16 protein-coding genes are annotated in these 17,921 nt (G+C 68.8%); 9 read left to right on the top strand and 7 right to left on the bottom strand.

The window, feature by feature from the left end:
* Positions 1-35: 35 nt before the first annotated feature.
* Complete coding sequence (gene tnpB, locus J2S53_RS08885; RefSeq protein WP_456240593.1) at positions 36-1,388, bottom strand: IS607 family element RNA-guided endonuclease TnpB; 1,353 nt, start codon at positions 1,386-1,388, stop codon at positions 36-38.
* Positions 1,385-1,957, bottom strand: coding sequence for an IS607 family transposase (locus J2S53_RS08890; protein ID WP_456240594.1), 573 nt, complete (start codon positions 1,955-1,957; stop codon positions 1,385-1,387). Before J2S53_RS08890 ends, tnpB begins: the two co-directional genes overlap by 4 nt.
* Before the next feature lie 306 nt (positions 1,958-2,263).
* Between J2S53_RS08890 and J2S53_RS08895 the strand changes: the two genes are divergently transcribed.
* From J2S53_RS08895 to msrB, 3 genes are all read left to right on the top strand, one after another.
* Complete coding sequence (locus J2S53_RS08895; RefSeq protein ID WP_456240595.1) at positions 2,264-3,811, top strand: alpha/beta hydrolase; 1,548 nt, start codon at positions 2,264-2,266, stop codon at positions 3,809-3,811.
* A gap of 580 nt (positions 3,812-4,391) precedes the next feature.
* The gene (locus J2S53_RS08900) at positions 4,392-4,700 is read left to right on the top strand and encodes a hypothetical protein (RefSeq protein ID WP_456240596.1); all 309 of its coding nucleotides are present in this window, start codon (positions 4,392-4,394) and stop codon (positions 4,698-4,700) included.
* 85 nt (positions 4,701-4,785) lie between these two features.
* Positions 4,786-5,214, top strand: a complete 429-nt coding sequence (msrB, locus tag J2S53_RS08905) for a peptide-methionine (R)-S-oxide reductase MsrB (protein WP_456240597.1) — start codon at positions 4,786-4,788, stop codon at positions 5,212-5,214.
* A 40-nt stretch (positions 5,215-5,254) separates the two neighbouring features.
* On the opposite strand, the gene J2S53_RS08910 is transcribed toward msrB, so the two are convergent.
* The 4 genes from J2S53_RS08910 to hemE form a co-directional block, all read right to left on the bottom strand.
* On the bottom strand, positions 5,255-5,407 hold the full coding sequence (locus tag J2S53_RS08910) for a hypothetical protein (protein WP_456240598.1): 153 nt from the start codon (positions 5,405-5,407) through the stop codon (positions 5,255-5,257).
* A 111-nt stretch (positions 5,408-5,518) separates the two neighbouring features.
* Positions 5,519-6,217 (bottom strand): hydrogen peroxide-dependent heme synthase, encoded by a 699-nt coding sequence (gene hemQ / locus J2S53_RS08915; protein ID WP_456240599.1) that lies wholly within the window; start codon positions 6,215-6,217, stop codon positions 5,519-5,521.
* Between the two features lie 59 nt (positions 6,218-6,276).
* Positions 6,277-7,686, bottom strand: a complete 1,410-nt coding sequence (gene hemG, locus J2S53_RS08920) for a protoporphyrinogen oxidase (RefSeq protein WP_456240600.1) — start codon at positions 7,684-7,686, stop codon at positions 6,277-6,279.
* Between the two features lie 13 nt (positions 7,687-7,699).
* Positions 7,700-8,779 carry a uroporphyrinogen decarboxylase gene (gene hemE / locus J2S53_RS08925; protein ID WP_456240601.1) on the bottom strand — a complete coding sequence of 360 codons (1,080 nt, stop codon included), beginning with the start codon at positions 8,777-8,779 and terminating at the stop codon, positions 7,700-7,702.
* A 350-nt stretch (positions 8,780-9,129) separates the two neighbouring features.
* On the opposite strand from hemE, the gene J2S53_RS08930 reads away from it, so the two are divergent.
* The 6 genes from J2S53_RS08930 to J2S53_RS08955 all read left to right on the top strand — a co-directional run bounded on the left by J2S53_RS08930 (position 9,130) and on the right by J2S53_RS08955 (position 16,697).
* The gene (locus J2S53_RS08930; RefSeq protein WP_456240602.1) at positions 9,130-9,708 is read left to right on the top strand and encodes a DUF3000 domain-containing protein; all 579 of its coding nucleotides are present in this window, start codon (positions 9,130-9,132) and stop codon (positions 9,706-9,708) included.
* 532 nt (positions 9,709-10,240) lie between these two features.
* Positions 10,241-10,894, top strand: a complete 654-nt coding sequence (locus tag J2S53_RS08935; protein ID WP_017976119.1) for a response regulator — start codon at positions 10,241-10,243, stop codon at positions 10,892-10,894.
* A gap of 89 nt (positions 10,895-10,983) precedes the next feature.
* Complete coding sequence (locus J2S53_RS08940; protein ID WP_456240603.1) at positions 10,984-12,249, top strand: HRDC domain-containing protein; 1,266 nt, start codon at positions 10,984-10,986, stop codon at positions 12,247-12,249.
* A 282-nt stretch (positions 12,250-12,531) separates the two neighbouring features.
* A complete protein-coding gene (locus J2S53_RS08945; RefSeq protein WP_092979126.1) occupies positions 12,532-13,725 on the top strand; it encodes an acetyl-CoA C-acyltransferase in 1,194 nt (397 codons plus the stop codon).
* Positions 13,722-15,830, top strand: coding sequence for a 3-hydroxyacyl-CoA dehydrogenase NAD-binding domain-containing protein (locus tag J2S53_RS08950; RefSeq protein WP_456240604.1), 2,109 nt, complete (start codon positions 13,722-13,724; stop codon positions 15,828-15,830). Before J2S53_RS08945 ends, J2S53_RS08950 begins: the two co-directional genes overlap by 4 nt.
* Before the next feature lie 285 nt (positions 15,831-16,115).
* Positions 16,116-16,697: a Uma2 family endonuclease gene (locus J2S53_RS08955; RefSeq protein WP_456240605.1), complete on the top strand. Its 582-nt coding sequence runs from the start codon at positions 16,116-16,118 to the stop codon at positions 16,695-16,697.
* A 55-nt stretch (positions 16,698-16,752) separates the two neighbouring features.
* Here J2S53_RS08955 and J2S53_RS08960 read toward each other — a convergent pair whose 3' ends face one another.
* Positions 16,753-17,892, bottom strand: a complete 1,140-nt coding sequence (locus tag J2S53_RS08960) for a HAMP domain-containing sensor histidine kinase (RefSeq protein ID WP_456240606.1) — start codon at positions 17,890-17,892, stop codon at positions 16,753-16,755.
* Positions 17,893-17,921: the final 29 nt, after the last annotated feature.

The following is a 17,921-nucleotide window of genomic DNA, read 5'->3' on the forward strand; positions in this document are numbered from 1 at the left end:
ACGGGGAACTCCGTTCGGAAAACGTGTAAGAACGTTCACCGAGTCAACGCGTTGCCGCGCTGACGTTGACCCGCGTGGGCCTTCCCGTGGCGATACCCATTGCCACCGAGGGTGGGCTTAAGCGGGTTTCCAGCGGGCTCGTTTAGCCTCACGGCGCAACTCGCCGAAGAGGTGTCGTGCTCAACAAGAGCAGCGAGGTTACGCGCTGCGTTGAGGTCCCGGTCGAGGACCAGGCCGCAATGTTCGCAGCGGTAGACCCGTTCGGACAGGCGCAGTTTGGCTTTCACCGCGCCGCAGTCGTTGCAGGTCTTCGAGCTGGGGTGCCACCTGGACGCGACGTGGGTGTGCACGCCGGACCAGGCTGCCTTGTACTCGATCTGACGCCGGAACTCGCCCATGCCGACCCCGGCAACGTGCCGGGACAAGCGCCGGTTGGACATCATTCCTGTGACGTTGAGGTCTTCCAGCACGATCGCACCGTGCTCGCGCACGAATCGGCTGGAGAGCTTGTGCAGCCCGTCTCGGCGGGCGTTCGCGACGAACGCGTGCAGCTTGGTGATGCGGGCTTGCGTTGCACGCCACCGGTTCGACGGCTTCTGCCGAGTGCGCCGATCCGGACCGGTGCGGCGGGACGCCTGGCGTTGCAGCCTGCGTAGTTCTTTCTGCGCGGCTTCGAGGTGGCGTGGGTTCGGCACAACCTCGCCGGTCGACAGCACCGCGAGGGACTTGATGCCCAGGTCGACACCCACGGCGCTGTCCGGGTCGGCGGGTGGAGGATCGTTGCGCTGGATTTTCACTGAGAACGACACGAACCACCGGCCGCCCCGGAAGCTCACCGTGGCGGACCGGATCGTCGCGGACCCGCGCTCCACGTGCCGGGCGAGTGTGCGGGTGGACTCGTGGGTGCGCACCGTACCGATACGCGGCAGCGTCACATGCCGACGGTCCGAATCGGCGAGACCGAACGAGCCGGTGGTGAACCGACACGACCAAGTGTGGCGCTTGCCCTTGAACCGGGGGAACCCCACCGTTTTCCCGGCGCGCTTGCCGGTGCGGGACTGATGCCAGTTACCCAGCGCGTCAGCCAGATTGGCCAGCCCGGTGGCGTAGGCTTCCTTGGAGTTCTCGCCCCACCACGGGGCCACCTCGTCCTTGGCCGCGTTCCAGTCTCTGCGCAGCGAGCACGCCGACCACGAGATCGACGGCGTCAGCTCCTCGGCCGGGATGCCGTAGGACGCTTCGGCCTTGCGCTGGTCCATGACCGCTTTCACGCGGGCGAGCCCCCAGTTGTAGGCGAATCGCTGAGCACCGCAGTGCGACCGCAGCTGGTCTTCCTGCTGTGAGTCCGGGTCGAGCGCAAACCGGTACGCCTGGATCACCTCGGTCACGATCGCGGCTCCGCAGCGCACGCGGCAAGACCGTTCTGAGCGCGTTTCTTCGCCGACCGGCGCCCGTACAACCGGGCGCACATCGAGGTCAATACCTCGGTGATGTCGCGCACCACATCCTCGGCGACCTCTTCGTTGTTGAGCACGACAATGGTGCGCCCGGTCGCGGACAGTGCGGCTTCCAGGTGCTCGACGCCGAATCGGGCCAACCGATCGCGGTGCTCGACCACGATGCAGGAGACCTCGGCGTCGGCGAGGAGTTTCGCGAGCTTGGCGCGACCGCCGTTCATGCCGGACCCGACCTCGGTGATGGTCGCGTTCAGGGTGATGCCGCGCTTGCTGCATTCTTCCGCGACACGGCCAGCCTGCCGATGCAGGTCGTCTTTCTGGTCGGCGCTGGACACGCGGCAGTACGCGACGGTACGGCCAGTCGATTCCTTCGGCGGCTCGACCAGGATCGTGCCGGTAGGAAGCTGACGAGCGGCAACCGGCAGAGTGCCCGCGTGGAACCAGTTCAGCGCGGTTCGATACGAGACACCCTGCTCGCGCGCCCACTCCTTCAGCTTCATGCGTACAGTTTAGCACACATTGACGCGGATCTACTCATAACCTGGAACAGCGGAATACCCCGTTCCGCCTCGGTGGTGCTGTCCCGCTGCCGGGAAGTAAGAAGCGCCACGAGCGGTGGGGCCGTCGGTACTGCCGGAGGACCGGCCGGACGGCAGACTACTGCAACACCGCCTTACCGGTACCACCGACATGACCGCCGCGACCGTTCACCCGCTTCTCACACCGACCGTGCGATGATTCCCGGAGTGCACAGGGGAGGGAAGGCGCCCGTCCGAGTCAGCACACCGCGCCGAGAAGGAGTTCACGTGCCGCGCGTCATCGGCAGAGTCGGTGTCATCCTGCTGCTTCTGGTGCTCACGGCGTGTTCCGCGGGACCGTCCGACCGTCCGGCCGTGGCCTATCGGGACGACGGGAACTCCGGTGCGCGAACCCCGCGGAACTCCGAGCCACGAACCGTGCCGCCGCTGGGGCCGTCGAGCCACAACGCGCTGGACTGGTCGGACTGCACCGCCGCTACCAAAAGTGAGCTGGATTCGAGCCACTCCCCCGGAGACATGCGGTTCTCGTGCGCGAACCTGCTGACCAACACCGATCCCCCCGGGGCCGTGCGCGGTGGCACCACGCGGATCGCGCTGCTGACCGCCGGGTCCGGTGATGTCCCACTGGTGGTGGTCAACGACATCCGCGGCGCACCGGGAACAACCTTCGCCGCGCGCCTCGCCACGCGGCTGCCCGATCGGATGCTGCGCGAGTTCAGGATCATCGGAATGGACCGCCGGGGCACCGGGGATTCCGATCCGGCGAACTGCGTGCCCGAACGGGAACGCGAGGCCATCACCCGGTTCGACTCGCGAGCGACCGATGACACGGCGTTGGACAGGTTGTTGGAATCGGTGCGTACGGCCAGCCAGAAGTGCCTGTTGGAACTGGAGCGACGAGCCCAGACCTACGACACGCGCCACGCTTCGAACGACCTGGAGGAACTGCGGCTGCAACTCGGCGTTCCCCGGCTGCACGCCATCGGACGTGGCGAGGGCTCGCGCGTGTTGAGCGTCTACGCGCGTGACCGTCCGAGCAACGTGGGCAGGATGGTCTTCGACGGTGCCCCGGATCCGGCGCTGAAAACCCTGGCGCAACTGAAACGGCGCGCCGACGGCGCCGAGCGGACCTTCGACGTGTTCGCCGCGAGGTGCCGCGACTCCGAGGAGTGCGCGCTGGGGGACTCGCCGAGGCAACGGCTGGACTCGCTCATCGAACGCACCCGCGGACAGGCCCTTCCGACGGACGGAGCGCCGCTCACCTCGGGAGAACTGACCAGAGCGGTGCTGCACGGTCTGGGGAACCGGGACGACTGGCCCCGGTTGACGCGGGCCATCGCGGCGGCCGAGGACGGCGACGGCAGCGCGCTGGCGGGCTTCGTCCGGGACTCCGAGGTCGGGGCCGACCGGCTGGGACAGCGCATGGTGACACGCTGCAACGACACGATGTCACGGCTCCCGCCGGAGCGAGCGCGCGACATCGCCGAGGAATGGGTCGACAGCAGACCACTGTTCGGCGGCGTGTTCGCACAACGACTGATCAGGTGCTCGACATGGCCCAGACCGCAACAGGCGATGCCTTCGCCAGGCAACGGCCGACTGCCGCGCATACCGGTGATAGCCACCGAGAACGATCCCCTGACCCCCGCGACCGGCAGTGAGAACATGGCCGCCACGCTGCCCAACGGCAGCAAGGTGAGCTGGCTGGGAAGCGGGCACGGTGCGCTGGGGCGGTCCGACTGCGTCACGGAACTCGTCAGCGGATTCCTGGTCGAGGGCGAGGTTCCGCCCCGCGACGCGGCCTGTCCGGCGTGATGCCGCGCCCGGGGAGCGGAATCCCCCGCGGATTCGCTCGCGGTGCCCTCGCGAACAAGGCCCGACGTGGCGTATCCGACCACTCGACGTCGGGCCTTCCCGTAGCCAGGGCGGACGGCGGGGCTCAGTTCCGCGAGCACATGCGGAACCCGGGTCCGCGGGGTCCCGTCAGCAGCTGCTGCAGCACCCGCAGGAGGGACCACTGCAACTGGCGCAGCAGCTGCACCCACCGAACTGTGTTTCCGTCGCGGTCTGTGCCACGGCTTGCTCCATGACGGCCTCCTGATCGCAGGAATATCGACACGTCGATGCTGCCCCGCCGTCCGCGCCACGGATACCGCTGGACGGGCGACACCCGCGATCGAAAACCATTTCCGGTTCGGTACCGGCGCTTCGTCGGTGTCCGCCCCGGCCGCGATCAGCCGCGCCCTACTCGACCAGCCGCGGGAGGTTCCGCCCGGACCGGAACGAGGGAACCGCTCGAACGAAGCCCCACCAGCCGCTTTCCGAACCGATCAGGTGGCTCCGGTGAACGTTCGATACGGGCGCGTGGAAGGGCACGGAGGGTTACCGTGGAAACATGTCACGCGCCGAGCACGGCGAACCGGACGAGCCGGCCGGCCGTTTCGCCGACGACCTGATCGGACTGGACCCGCAAGACCCGGAGGCGCAGGCGTTCGCCGCGCATCTGGACCGGATGCAGCACTGCGGTTCCCGAGCGACCGTCGAGGGCATGTTGCAGGGGGTCGGCGACTTCGCGCAGAGCGCGAACCGACTGCGGGGTGAGCGGAGACTGCTCGCCGTCGTCGTGGTCACGCTGATCCTGCTGGGAGTGGCCTTCACGATATGGAACGCCCTGGTCTTCATGGTGGCGGCTTTCTCCGGATGACTCCCGCCGTCCGGTGGGGCTCGCCGTTCGGTGGGCCCGCGCCTCCTGCGGTGCCGCCGCACTCGCGCGGAATTATCGTGGAGGTATGGATCCGGTAGTGGGAAGCACCCCCAAGGTCGTCAAGTCGGAACAACAGTGGCGGGAGCGACTCGGCCAGAACGAGTACGCCGTGCTGCGACAGGGAGCCACCGAAGCGCCGTACAGCGGTGACTACGTGGAGGAGAAGACCCAGGGCGTCTACGAGTGCCGCGCTTGTGGCGCCGAACTGTTCCGCAGCGGCACCAAGTTCGAGTCGCACTGCGGCTGGCCCTCGTTCTGGGACCCCAGCGACTCGGAAGCGGTCCTGCTCCGGGAGGACCGCTCGCACGGCATGGTGCGCGTGGAGGTGCTTTGCGCGTCCTGCCACAGCCACCTCGGCCACGTGTTCGAGGGAGAGGGCTACCCCACCCCGACCGACCAGCGCTACTGCATCAACTCCATCGCGCTGCGGCTGGAGCCGGACGAGAACGCTTGACCGAGGCGATCGAGCAGGCGGGGCGGAACTCCGGTCGGGATCAACGCATCCGGAAGGTGAAGTAGCGGGCGCTGCCCCCGCTTCCGGTGATCGCGGTCTCGGCCAGAGTTTCCACCCGCGCGGGCCAACCGAAACCTCGACTCGCAGCAGCGGCGTCACCGACGATCCGCGTCCAGGTCCTCGAGGATGCCATCAACGGTCACGCCGGTTCCCGTACTCGTCTCGAGCGCTCGGTGCGGCTCAGCGAAAACATCCGGTTCGGGGAGCTTTTCCGACGGCGAGGCATTCGACACGGCGTCGGAGCTCATGGCAGCCGCGCGACCAGGTCCTCCGACCCCACACGCGGCCCGGTGTAGAACGGGGTCTCCTCGCGCACGTGCAGCCGGGCCTGGGTGCCACGCAGGTGACGCATCAGATCGACGAGCCGGTGGAGCTCGTCCGCCTCGAAGGACAGGATCCACTCGTAGTCGCCCAGCGCGAAGGCGGGAACGGTGTTGGCCCGCACGTCCGGGTAGTCCCTGGCCTCCTTGCCGTGCTCGACGAGCATGTCCCGCCGCTCCTCGTCCGGGAGCAGGTACCACTCGTAGGAGCGCACGAACGGGTAGACGCACACGTAGGCACGCGGATCCTCGCCGGCGATGAACGCGGGCACGTGGCTCTTGTTGAACTCGGCGGGACGGTGCACGGCCACATTGCTCCACACCGGCTCGCTGGCCCGGCCGAGCGGAGTCTCGCGCCGGAAGTCCGAGTAGGCCGCCTGCAGGTCCTCGATCCGGGAGGCGTGCCACCAGATGAGGAAGTCGGCGTCGGCGCGCATGCCGGAGACGTCGTAGACGCCACGCACCACGAGATCCGAGGAGTCCTCGAGCCCTTCCAGGAACTGCCTGGTGCTCGCCCCGGCCTTCTCCCTGTCCTCGGGAAGTTCCCCGGCGCGGACGCGGAACACCGACCACATGGTGTAGCGGATCGTATCGTTCAACTCGGCGTAGTTCAGGCGGGCCATGCCGACCAGTCTGCCACCGTTCTTCCGCCCCGAGGCGGACAGGTGGGCGGGTGTGTGCCTCAGGTCGCGGCCAGCTGTTCCGCGATCGTGGACGCGGCCGACTCGCCGGTGCCGACGCACGCGGGGACCCCGACGCCGTGCAGCGCGGCGCCCGCCACTGCCAGTCGCGGTGTCCGCGAGACGGCGTCCTCGATACCGGCGACGATCTCGGAGTGCCCCACGCCGTACTGCGGCAGCCCACCGCCCCAACGAACGACGCTGCTCTGCGAGGGCGGGGCGGTCACGCCGGTGAGTTCGGCCAGATCGGCGCGTACCCGGCGGAGCAGTTCCTCGTCGTCCGGCCGCAGTTCGGCGGGGTCTCCCCTGCCCACCGAGGCCCGGACCAGCGACTCGCCCTCGCCGCCACGCAGGTGCGGCCACTTGCGACTGGAGAAGGTGAACGCCTTCGCGGTGAACGGAGTCCCGTCCGTGTGGCGCTCGCCACGGGCGATGAGCACTCCGGAGGCCGCGGGCAGCTCGACGTGGGACGGCAGCGCCAGTCCGATCACGGCCATGGAGGCGAGCCGGAGGCGACCGAAGCAGTCGGCGGCGTCCGGAACGGGGTCGGCGAGCAGCTTGCGGGCGGCGGGAGCGGGCACGGCCAGCACGACCGCGTCCACATCGAGCGTCCGGGGACTCGGGGCGGAACCGATGGCCAGGTTCCAGCCCCGGGACAACGGACGCAGGGCACGGACCGGCAGGCCGAGCTCGAAACTCGCTCGCGAGCGCTTCCGCAGTTCGTCGAGCAGCGTGTCGTAGCCCTGCCGGAACGCCCCGAACACGGGCGGTCTGTCCGTACCGGGTGGCGGCGGTTCGGGCATGGCCGCGTTGACGGCGGCCGTCAGCGACTCGGCGCCCGCGTCCAGCGCGTTCGCCAGCGCGGGCATGGTGGCGCGCAGCCCCAGGGCGTCGGCCGATCCCCCGTAGACCCCGCCGAGCAGCGGCTCCACGAGTCGTTCGACGGCCTCGTGGCCGAGTCGCTCCCGCACCAGAGCACCGACCGAGGCATCGCCGCCGGACAACCGCAGCGGTTCGAGTGACTCCTCCCGCTCGACGGCACGCACCCCGCTCTCCGAGAGGACCCCGCTGGCGGCCCGTCCGGAGGCGGGTACCCCCATGAGCATCCCCGCGGGCAGCGAACGATTCCCTCCCCCGGCGCGCACCGTCGCCGAGGCGGGACCGGGATGAACCAGCTCGTCGTCCAGCCCGAGCTCAGCGGCCAGTCGGGTGACTTCCGGACGCCGCGCCAGGAACGCCTCGGCGCCGAGGTCGTAGCCGCGATCGGCGAGCCGAGCGGTGTAGAGCTTGCCGCCGGTTCGCTCGGCCTGGTCGAACACCACGATCTCGGCGTGCTCACCCAGCAGCTTCCGCAACCGGTGCGCGGCGGTCATCCCGGCGATACCGCCGCCGATCACAGCGACTCTGGACATGCTTCCGCTCCGGTCAGTCTCGGCGGGAGTGCACGAACTCGACGAGCCTGGTCAGCACTTCGGGATCGGTGTCGGGCAGTACGCCGTGGCCGAGGTTGAAGATGTGCCCACCGGCCGACTCACCCTCGGCGAGTATCCGTTCCGTCTCGCCGCGCACGGACTCCCAGTCCGAGAACAGCACCGCCGGGTCGAGATTTCCCTGCAACACCGGGCGCGAGGGCTGCAACGGATCGATCCGCGACGCGGCCGTGTCCAACGGGACCCGCCAGTCGACCCCCGTCACGCTGGCGCCGGCCTCGTGCATCGCTCCGAGCAGTTCACCCGTCCCGACCCCGAAATGGATCCGCGGCACCTCGCCGCCGGTGTACTCCGCTATGCCCCGCAGGATCCGGCTGGTGTGCGGCTGCACGTAGGTGACGTAGTCACGGGGGGAAAGCGCGCCTGCCCAGGAATCGAACAGCTGGATCGCGTCGACTCCGGCGTCGACCTGCACCCGAAGGAATTTCAGCGTGGTCTCGGCGAGCTTGCCGAGCAGCGCGTGCCAGGTTTCCGGGTCGGAGTGCATGAGCGCCTTGGTGCGTTCGTGGTTGCGACTCGGACCGCCCTCGACGAGGTAGGACGCCAGTGTGAACGGGGCCCCCGCGAACCCGATGAGCGGTGTGCTCCCCAGCTCGCCGAGCAACAGCCGGATCGCCTCGGAAACCCCTTCGACGTGTTCGGTCTCCAGCTCGGGCAGGGCAGCCACGTCGGCGGCACCGCGCACCGGCTGATTGACCACCGGCCCGGTGCCGGAGACGATGTCCAGCCCCACTCCGGCGGCGTAGAGCGGAAGCACGATGTCGCTGAACAGGATCGCGGCGTCCACACCGTGCCTGCGGACGGGTTGCATCGTGATCTCACAGACCAGTTCGGGCGTGAGACAGGCCCGCAGCATGGGAACGCCTTCCCGGACCCGGCGGTACTCCGGCAGCGAACGCCCCGCCTGGCGCATGAACCACACGGGGGTGTGTTCGGGAGTTCCGCCGTTCGCGGCCACCAGCAACGGGGCATCGTCGAGCCCGCGTCGGTTGGAGACGTGCGTGGGATGGGTCATCGGAATCCTCCGCCGATTCGAAGGGGTCAGGGGCGCCGTAGGGCCGACTCCGGGCCCCGGCCGCCGACGTGACGAACTGTCGCGGAGCCGGAAGGACCACGTCCGGACAAGCGCAATGGAGCTCCTCGGAAGTCCTCGCGGAACGGCTTGAGCGGGTGGCCGGGTAACGGCACGCCAACCGACGTCTCGGGCACGCCGGAGCCCCTACACCCGGGTGGTCGGATCCGCCTGGGACGGATCCGACCACATGTTCGCACGCCGTGTGAGGAAGCCGAGCGTCCGGTCCACTGTCCGTGATCTCCGGCGTGGCGTCGCCACGTGGTTGCGAACAGGTCATACAGTCACCTGCTGTGACCGAGATGTCGGCTGTTCCCATGGTTTTTCGGGACGCGGTGGCAACACTGCAGGCCCCACCTCCCCGCAGGGAGATAGAGCTCAGCGAGATACGCCCACCGAAACGGCTCGCTCCGTGGACCTACGCGCTGGCGGCCGAGACGAGCGGTCCCGAGGGCACGGCCGTCACGGCCCGACTCGTACTGCTGCACGACCCGGAGGGACAGCCCTCGTGGGAAGGTGTGCTGCGGTTGGTCCTATACCTGCGGGCCGACGTGGGAAGCGAACTGGCCGGTGACCCCGGGTTGGCCGAGCTCGGTTGGTCGTGGCTGACGGGAGCGCTGCACTCGTGCCGCGCCAACCACACGGCGCTGGGTGGAACGGTTACCGCGACCTGCTCGGCCAGGTTCGGTGACATAGCGGAACCGGCGCGCGAGCACGAACTGGAGCTGCGGGGTTCCTGGACTCCTTCGGACAGCGAACTGACCGCGCACGCACGCGCGTTCCAGGAAGTGATCGGTACCGCGGCCGGGCTGCCGCCGGTCGGCGTGAGCGTGTTGGGCAACCGGACGGCGGAGCGTCGCAGGCACGGCTGACCCCTCGGCGAGTGAATCGCTGCCGCCGGGGCCTGTCGGCTGAGGGCCGCCGAACGGGATCTGCCCAACGGGATCTGCCGGACGGGCTCCCATCGAGTGAGCTCCGGAGACCTCGGCAGGGCGTCCGTCGGGACGAGTGGCCGTCGTGGCGGCCGGGGACGCGGAACGACGGGGTGGCCGTCTCGCACCCTTCCGATGTCGTCGGAGACGCGAAGATCGAAAGATCTGTATCGAATCACTACGTTTCGGCGTTAACACTGTTTTTTAATATCACCCGAAAGAAGTAGGCAGCGTCACATCGAGAGCAACTCGATCGGGATACATACCCGTTTGATCGTCCCAATAATCCGCTCGGACGGTTACGCTACAACCTGAACGACACCACTTTCGGTCGATCAGTGGCGCGGCTGATCGGTCGAGAGTCCCGGTGCCGGTCGGGGGGCACGACCGACTCCAGGGAGGTAGTGACGTGGCTGCCGTCGGCTTAGGTCAGGCCGCTCGTACCACGCCAGCCGGTGCATTGCCGGCTAACATGGTTCCGCACCCGCGGGAAGAGCTGTTCACGGTGCTCGTGGTGGACGACCATCCGCTGCTCCGGGAGGCCATATCCTCCCGGCTGCTGCAGATGGGGGCCGGCACGGTGCACGAAGCCGCATCGATGGCCGAGGCCAAGGCACGCGCCTTGGCCACCGGTCCGTGCGACCTGGCAGTCCTCGATCTGGGACTGCCCGATGGGACAGGTGTAGACCTGGTTACGGAATTACGTACCCAGGGCTGGCCACGGATCGTGGTGCTCGCCTCGTCCGATGACCCCTATGCGGTCCGGGCCGCGTTTCAAGCGGGAGCACAGGCATACCTGCTGAAATCGGCCTCACCGACCGTGGTCACGGACGGTGTGCGCCGCGTGCTGGACGGTGGTGTGTACGCCGATCCGAACGTGGCTCCGGTGTTGGCCGCCGGTACCCGGGTTCCGGGTACCGACAACACTCCGCGCGAGCTCTCCGCTCGTGAGATCGAAGTGTTGCAACTGGTGGCGGACGGCCGATCCAACAAAGAGATCGGCGAAACGCTCAATTTGTCCGCTTTGACGGTGAAGAGTCACCTGTCACGGATCGGACGCAAATTGGGCACCGGAGACCGGGCCCAGATGGTCGCGTTGGCAATGCGGGCCGGAGTGATTCGATGATCTGACAACAACCATCGAGCCGGTCGGCGGACGGTGAATCGGACCGTTCGGTCCCCTCAGCCGATAGAGGGACGTATCGTCTGTGAGCCGTGGATGCTGTTCACCCCGAATCCGCCGAACCGGACCACTCCGAACCAGTGTTGCTGACACGTCCCTCCGGTGGTGTCCCACCGGTGGTCGAGCAGCCCCGATCCCTGCGTCTCGCTGCCGCGGCACTCGCCGCGGGCAGTGGGCCGATCGCGATCGATACCGAGCGCGCCTCCGGGTACCGCTACTCGCAGCGGGCGTATCTGCTGCAGTTACGCCGCGAGGGCACGGGCACGGTACTGATCGACCCGATCGCGCTGAACGGGGATCCGGGGCCGCTCGTCGCCGCACTCGGTGACACGGAGTGGGTACTACACGCGGCCTCGCAGGACCTGCCGTGTCTGGCCGAACTCGGCCTACGTCCGGACCGGCTCTTCGACACGGAACTGGCGGGCCGACTGGCCGGCTACGAACGAGTGTCACTCGGCGCACTCGCGGAGCGACTGCTGTCGTACCGGCTGGAGAAGGGACACGGTGCGGCCGACTGGTCACGTAGACCGCTACCCCGCGAATGGCTGGTGTACGCGGCGCTCGACGTGGAGCTGTTGGTCGAACTACGTGCCGCGCTACGCGCGGAGCTCGACAGGCAGGGCAAGCTCGACTGGGCGATGCAGGAGTTCGAAGCGGTTCGCACGGCTCCGCCGCCACCCGCAAGACCGGAACCGTGGCGTCGAACCTCGGGAATCCACCGGCTGCGGACCCCGATACAGCTGGCGATCGTGCGCGCGCTGTGGCAACTGCGGGATGACATCGCCCGCCGCCGGGACATCGCGCCGGGACGGATCCTGCCGGACAGCTCGATCATCCGGGCGGCGCGGGAGAATCCGGCCACCAGGGAGGACCTCGTCGCGCTGCCGGTATTCGGCGGCAAGCAGCAGCGCAGACGATCCGAGCAGTGGTTCGAGGCGCTGCGGGACGCACGCGAGCTGGACAAGGAGGAACTGCCCGCCATCACCGCACCGAACGACGGACCACCACCAACGAACAGGTGGGCGGAGCGGGACACGGCCGCTGCGTCCCGGCTGAGCGCGGTCCGGAACGTGCTCTCCGGTATCGCCGAGCGGAACAACCTGCCGGTGGAGAACCTGTTGCTGCCGGATCTGGTGCGCAGGCTCTGCTGGCAACCTCCCTCGGATGGCGGCGTGGCATCGATAGCAGCACAGCTGCACGAACGCGGCGCCCGGCCCTGGCAGGTGGAACTGACGGCGGAACCGATCGCGAAAGCGATGGGCGAGTCCGGCGGCGAGGCTTCCGACCAGGTGAAATAATCCGCTCGATTCACGGTCCGCGGCTTCGGTCCGTACTGGTCCGACGGCGGTGTCACGGCTGTGGTTCAGCAGACATCGATCCCACTGGTTACCGTCCGGTAATGAGCGCTAGAGTGCACGTTACCGGCCGGTAGCGGCAGAGCCCGCCGTCGGGCAACGGAGCCGCCCGGCCTGGCGCGTACCCACATCGACAAGGAGCACGCCGTGGCAGCACCTGCGTCGGCAGCAGCCGACAAGAGCAGCGGCCCCGCACCGGCGGGAACGCCGCGTGCCCTCAGGAACGTGGTCTTCGTCGACGGCGTCCGCACGCCGTTCGGCAAGGCAGGAACCAAGGGCATCTACGCCGAGACCCGAGCTGACGATCTCATCGTCAAGGTCATTCGGGAACTGTTGCGGCGGCAGCCCGATCTTCCACCGGAACGGATCGACGAGGTCGCCATCGCGGCCACCACCCAGATCGGCGACCAGGGACTGACGATCGGCAGGAACGCGGCCCTGCTCGCCGGACTGCCCAAATCCGTACCCGGCTTCGCGATCGACCGGATGTGCGCCGGTGCGATGACGGCGGTCACCAACGTCGCGGGCGGCATCGGATTCGGCGGCTACGACATCGCCGTGGCGGGCGGGGTCGAGCACATGGGCAATCACCCCATGGGCGAGGGGGTGGATCCCAATCCGCGATTCGTGTCCGACAACCTGGTCGACTCCTCCGCGCTGGTGATGGGTTCCACCGCCGAGAACCTGCACGACCGGTACCCGAACCTGACCAAGCAGCGCACCGACGCCTACGCCGCGCTCAGCCAGCAGCGATACGAGGCGGCGGCGAACGCGGGCAGGATCGGCGCGGACCTGGTCCCGGTGGCCACCCGCTCCAGCGAGTCCGGCTGGGGACTGGCCACCGCCGACGAACCTCCCCGCCCCGGAACCACCGCGGAGTCCCTGGCAGGACTCAAGACCCCCTTCCGGCCGCACGGCCGGGTGACTCCGGGCAACTCCGCGGGACTCAACGACGGCGCGACCGGCTGTGTCGTCGCCGACGAGGACACCGCCCGTGAACTGGGGCTTCCCGTCGGGATGCGCATGGTCGGCTACTCCTTCGCCGGTGTGGAGCCCGAGGTCATGGGAGTGGGACCGGTGCCGGCCACCGAGAAGGCGCTGCACCGGGCGGGGCTGTCCATCGACGACATCGGACTCTTCGAGATCAACGAGGCGTTCGCGGTCCAGGTGCTGGCCTTCCTCGAACACTTCGGAATGGCCGACGACGACCCCAGGGTCAACAAGTGGGGCGGAGCGATCGCCTGCGGACACCCGCTGGCCTCCTCGGGGGTACGGCTGATGACCCAGCTGTCCAGGCAGTTCGCCGAGCATCCGGAGGTTCGCTACGGCATCACCACCATGTGCGTCGGCTTCGGCATGGGCGGCACGGTGATCTGGGAGAACCCGAACCACGACAAGACCGCCGGGGGCGCCAAGTGAGCATCGACAGCGATTCCGCAGCACTGTTTCCCGACGAGGTCGTGACCCGCGCCCACACCCGGCTCGTCGAGGTTCCGGGAGTGGACGGCAGGGTCGCGCTCGTCACCATCGACAACGGCCACGACCACACCAAGCCGTCCACCTTCGGCCCGGCCGGACTCGCCTCGCTGGACTCCGCGCTGGACGAGGCGTTCGCGGCGGAGCCTGCCGCCATCGCGGTGACCGGTAAGCCGTTCGTGTTCGCCGTCGGGGCCGACCTGTCCGGGATGGGCCAGCTCAGCGAACGGGAGTACGCCCACCGGATCGCCAAGGCGGGACACGACGTGTTCCGACGGCTGACCGAGTCCGAGATCCCCACCTTCGCCTTCGTCAACGGTGCGGCCCTGGGAGGCGGGCTGGAACTGGCCCTGTCGTGCCACTACCGCACCGTGGCCGACAACGCGGGTGCGATCGCGTTCCCCGAGTGCTTCCTGGGCCTGTTCCCGGGCTGGGGCGGCACCCAGCTGCTGCCCAACCTGGTCGGCGCGGACCAGGCGGTGACCGTGATCCTGGAGAACTCGCTCAACCAGAACAAGATGCTCAACCCCGGTAAGGCCACCGGCATGGGCATCTTCGACATCCAGCTCGAGTCCCCCGACTTCCTGGAGGAATCGCTGCGCTGGGCCGCGCGGGTGATCAACGGGTCCAGCACCGTGCAGCGCGCCGAGATCGACCGCGGTCAGGGCTGGGACGAGGCGATCAGTCGGGCGAAGGAGATCGCGGCGAGCAAGACGCACGGCGCCTCGCCGGGTGTGAACAAGGCCGTCGAGCTGATCGAACTCGCCAGGAACAACGACCTCGACGCCGGTTACGCGGCCGAGACCGAAGCACTCGCCGACGCGCTGATGACCGACGAGCTGCGTGCCGGGCTCTACGCCTTCGACCTCACGCAGAAGCGGGCGAAGAAGCCGGCCGGAGCACCGGACAAGTCCCTGGCCAACGACGTCAACAAGGTGGGCGTCGTCGGCGCGGGGCTGATGGCCGGGCAACTGGCGCTGCTGTTCGCACGCCGCCTGGAGGTGCCGGTGGTACTCACCGACATCGACCAGGGACGCATCGACAAGGGCGTGGCCTACGTACACGGCGAGATCGACAAGCTCGGTGCGAAGGGACGGCTCTCCTCGGACGGAGTGAACCGACTCAAGGCGCTGGTCACCGGTTCGCTGGACAAGAGCGCCTTCGCCGACGCCGACTTCGTCATCGAGGCCGTGTTCGAGGAGATGTCGGTCAAGCAGCAGGTGTTCGGCGAGTTGGAGCAGCACGTCTCGCCGGAGACGGTGCTGGCCACCAACACCTCCTCGCTCTCGGTCGGCGAGATGGGGGCGAAGCTCGCCCATCCGGAACGGGTGGTCGGCTTCCACTTCTTCAACCCCGTCGCGGTACTGCCGCTGCTGGAGATCGTGCGCGGCGAGCGGACCGACGACACCGCGTTGGCCACGGCCTTCGCGGTCGGCAAGAAGCTCAAGAAGTCCTGCGTGCTGACCGCCGACACACCCGCCTTCGTGGTCAACCGGCTGCTGACCCGTTTCCTCGGCGAGGTCATCGCCTCGGTCGACGAGGGGACCCCCTTCGAGGTGGCCGACCGGGCGCTGAACCCGCTGGGGCTGCCGATGAGTCCGATGGTGCTGCTACAGCTGGTCGGTCCCGCGATCGCCCAGCACGTCAACGAGACCATGCACGCCGCCTACCCGGACCGGTTCGGTCTCAGCGACAACCTGCGGCGGTTCGTCGACGCGGGGAAGACGGGCGTGTGGACCACCGACGAGGCGGGCAACCAGATCGTCGACCCCGAGGTCGCCGAGCTGTGGCAGCAGGGTGACGAGCCGCTCTCCGAGGAACAGGTCCGTGACCGCGCGCTGCGCGCGTTGGCGGAGGAGGCGCGGATCATGCTGGACGAGGACGTGGTCGTCGAGGCCGCGGATCTCGACCTGTGCATGCTCCTCGGGGCGGGATGGCCGTTCTGGCTGGGCGGCATCACCCCGTACCTGGACCGCTCGGGCTACTCCGAGCTGGTCAACGGCAAGCGCTTCCACCAACCCGGAGTGGCCAGCCTGCCCAGCAGCTGAGCGATCCCTCCGGAGACTCCGGCCGGGAGTCACGGAATGACCGGCGTTCGAGGGCCGGGACGGTACCCACCGTCCCGGCCCTTTTGGTGTGGAGTGGTCCGCGACGCCCCGAGCGGGGAAGGCGTTCCGCACGGATCCCTCGGAGCCCGTGCCGATTCGCTCCCGGTGACGGCGCCCGCGTGGGTATCCTCGGAGCACAGCCGTCCCCGGAGCACGGCGAATCGCACGCACGGCGGCTCGCCGGTCGTGGCATGATGGATCACGAACGAGGTGAGGTGATGCTCGGTGACCGCGCTTGTACAGCACGAGATCGGCCCGTTCACGATCGACGACTGGCACGCGCTGCCCGCCCGTGACGACGGGTCGCGCCTGGAACTGCTCGAGGGGTACTGGCTGGTGACGCCACCACCGAGCGGCCCGCATCAGTGGGCCGAGAACGAATTTCTCATCCTGCTCAAAACCGCACTCCGCGCTGCGGAACGAATGGATCTGTTCGCGGTGGGCGGCATCGGTGTGGAGATCGGCACCGCGCGGCGAACGGCACTGATCCCGGACTTCGTGGTGCTGGACACCGCTCCCCTCGGCAACTCGTTCGGCGCCGAGCACGTACGGCTCGCCGGGGAGATCTGGTCACCCGGCAACACCTCACGGGAACAGCGCGACAAGCTGGACGCCTGCGCCGAGGCGGGCATCCCGTTCTTCTGGAGCGTGGCCCAGGACGGGCGCGGGCCGACCGAGCTGGTGGCATACCGGTTGGACGGGGAACGGTACACCCCCGCCACATCGGTGCGTCTGGGCGACGGACCGGTACACATCGAGGAATCACCCGCACCGCTGGAACTGGACATCGCCACCCTGCGGCTCTGAGAAATCCGCGCGGCGGCTCGCCGGTGGGAAGTTCCGGGGGGCGATCCCGCGGAGCTCACCGCGCGGCGGGCAGCCACACGGTCACCGACAGCCCGCCACCCGGAACCGGACACGCCGAGACGGTGCCACCGTGCGCGCTCGCCGCGGCCCGCACGATGGACAGGCCGAGCCCCGCGCCCGTGCGCGCGGTGCGTTCCGCGCCCGCCCGGCGGAACGGTTCGAACAGCCCGTCCACCCGCTCCGAGGAGACCTCGGCCCCGGAAGAGGAAACCGTCAACGAGCTCCACTCCCCCGAAACAGCGGTGACGACGGCGATCCAGCCGCCCTCGACGTTGTAGCGCACCGCGTTCTCCAGCAGGTTCCCCGCAACCCGTTCCAGCAACGCCGGATCCCCCATCGCGAAGGCCGGAGCGGGGCTGACCTCCGTACGCAGCCCGGACGCGCACGTCTGCTCCTCCATTGGCCGCAACGCAGCACGCGCCAGCTCGGTTAGGTCGACCGGCTCACGACTCGGCAGCTCGGCCCCCTCGGTACGGGCGAGCAGCAACAACGATTCGACGAGTCGCTGCGATTTGGCCGTCGCATCGCGCACCACTCCGGCCATCCGGCGCAGCTCGGCCGCGTCGGCGTTCGGATCGGACAGGGTGACGTCGAGCTCGGTACGGATCACCGACAGCGGCGTGCGCAGCTCGTGACTGGCATTGGCCACGAAACGGTGCTGGGATTCGAAAGCGGTTTGGAGTCGGTCCAGCATCCCGTCGAAGGTGTCGGCCAGCTCCGCGACCTCGTCCCTGGGGCCGTACAGCCCGATCCGCTCCCCCAGCGATCGTGCGGAAAGCCTCCGCGCGGTGCCGGTGACCGAGTGCAGCGGTCGTAGCACCCTGCCGCACACGGTCCACGCCGACACCGCGGCCGCCAGCACGACGGCCACGAAGGCGACACCACCGATCAGCAGCACCCGCTCCCGCGCCCGGCCGCGCAGCGCCTCGGCGAGTTCACCCGCGGAGACCGGCACGCCGTCCACCCGCACCGTGGTTCCGGGAGGCATGCGCGGCACGGCGGCCACCACGTCGCCGACCAACAACCAGCCGAGCCACAACAGCAGACCGCTGACCAGGGCGACCAGCACGGTCGACAGCAGCGTCAGCCGCAGTCGCAGGCCGGGACCGCGCCGCGCGGGGGATTCGGCGGGCACGGGACGTTCCACCGAACGAGCCCGGAACA

Origin of the sequence: Actinopolyspora lacussalsi, from assembly GCA_030803735.1 — a bacterium.
Taxonomy (GTDB): domain Bacteria; phylum Actinomycetota; class Actinomycetes; order Mycobacteriales; family Pseudonocardiaceae; genus Actinopolyspora; species Actinopolyspora lacussalsi.

What these genes read in the sequence shown, in the direction of transcription:
- hemQ (WP_456240599.1), bottom strand. Translation starts at nt 6,217, where the DNA reads ATGGCCCGCCTGAACTACGCCGAGTTGAACGATACGATCCGCTACACC.
- msrB (WP_456240597.1), top strand. Translation starts at nt 4,786, where the DNA reads ATGGATCCGGTAGTGGGAAGCACCCCCAAGGTCGTCAAGTCGGAACAA.
- J2S53_RS08935 (WP_017976119.1), top strand. Translation starts at nt 10,241, where the DNA reads ATGGTTCCGCACCCGCGGGAAGAGCTGTTCACGGTGCTCGTGGTGGAC.
- hemG (WP_456240600.1), bottom strand. Translation starts at nt 7,686, where the DNA reads ATGTCCAGAGTCGCTGTGATCGGCGGCGGTATCGCCGGGATGACCGCC.
- hemE (WP_456240601.1), bottom strand. Translation starts at nt 8,779, where the DNA reads ATGACCCATCCCACGCACGTCTCCAACCGACGCGGGCTCGACGATGCC.
- J2S53_RS08900 (WP_456240596.1), top strand. Translation starts at nt 4,392, where the DNA reads ATGTCACGCGCCGAGCACGGCGAACCGGACGAGCCGGCCGGCCGTTTC.
- J2S53_RS08910 (WP_456240598.1), bottom strand. Translation starts at nt 5,407, where the DNA reads ATGGCATCCTCGAGGACCTGGACGCGGATCGTCGGTGACGCCGCTGCT.
- J2S53_RS08890 (WP_456240594.1), bottom strand. Translation starts at nt 1,957, where the DNA reads ATGAAGCTGAAGGAGTGGGCGCGCGAGCAGGGTGTCTCGTATCGAACC.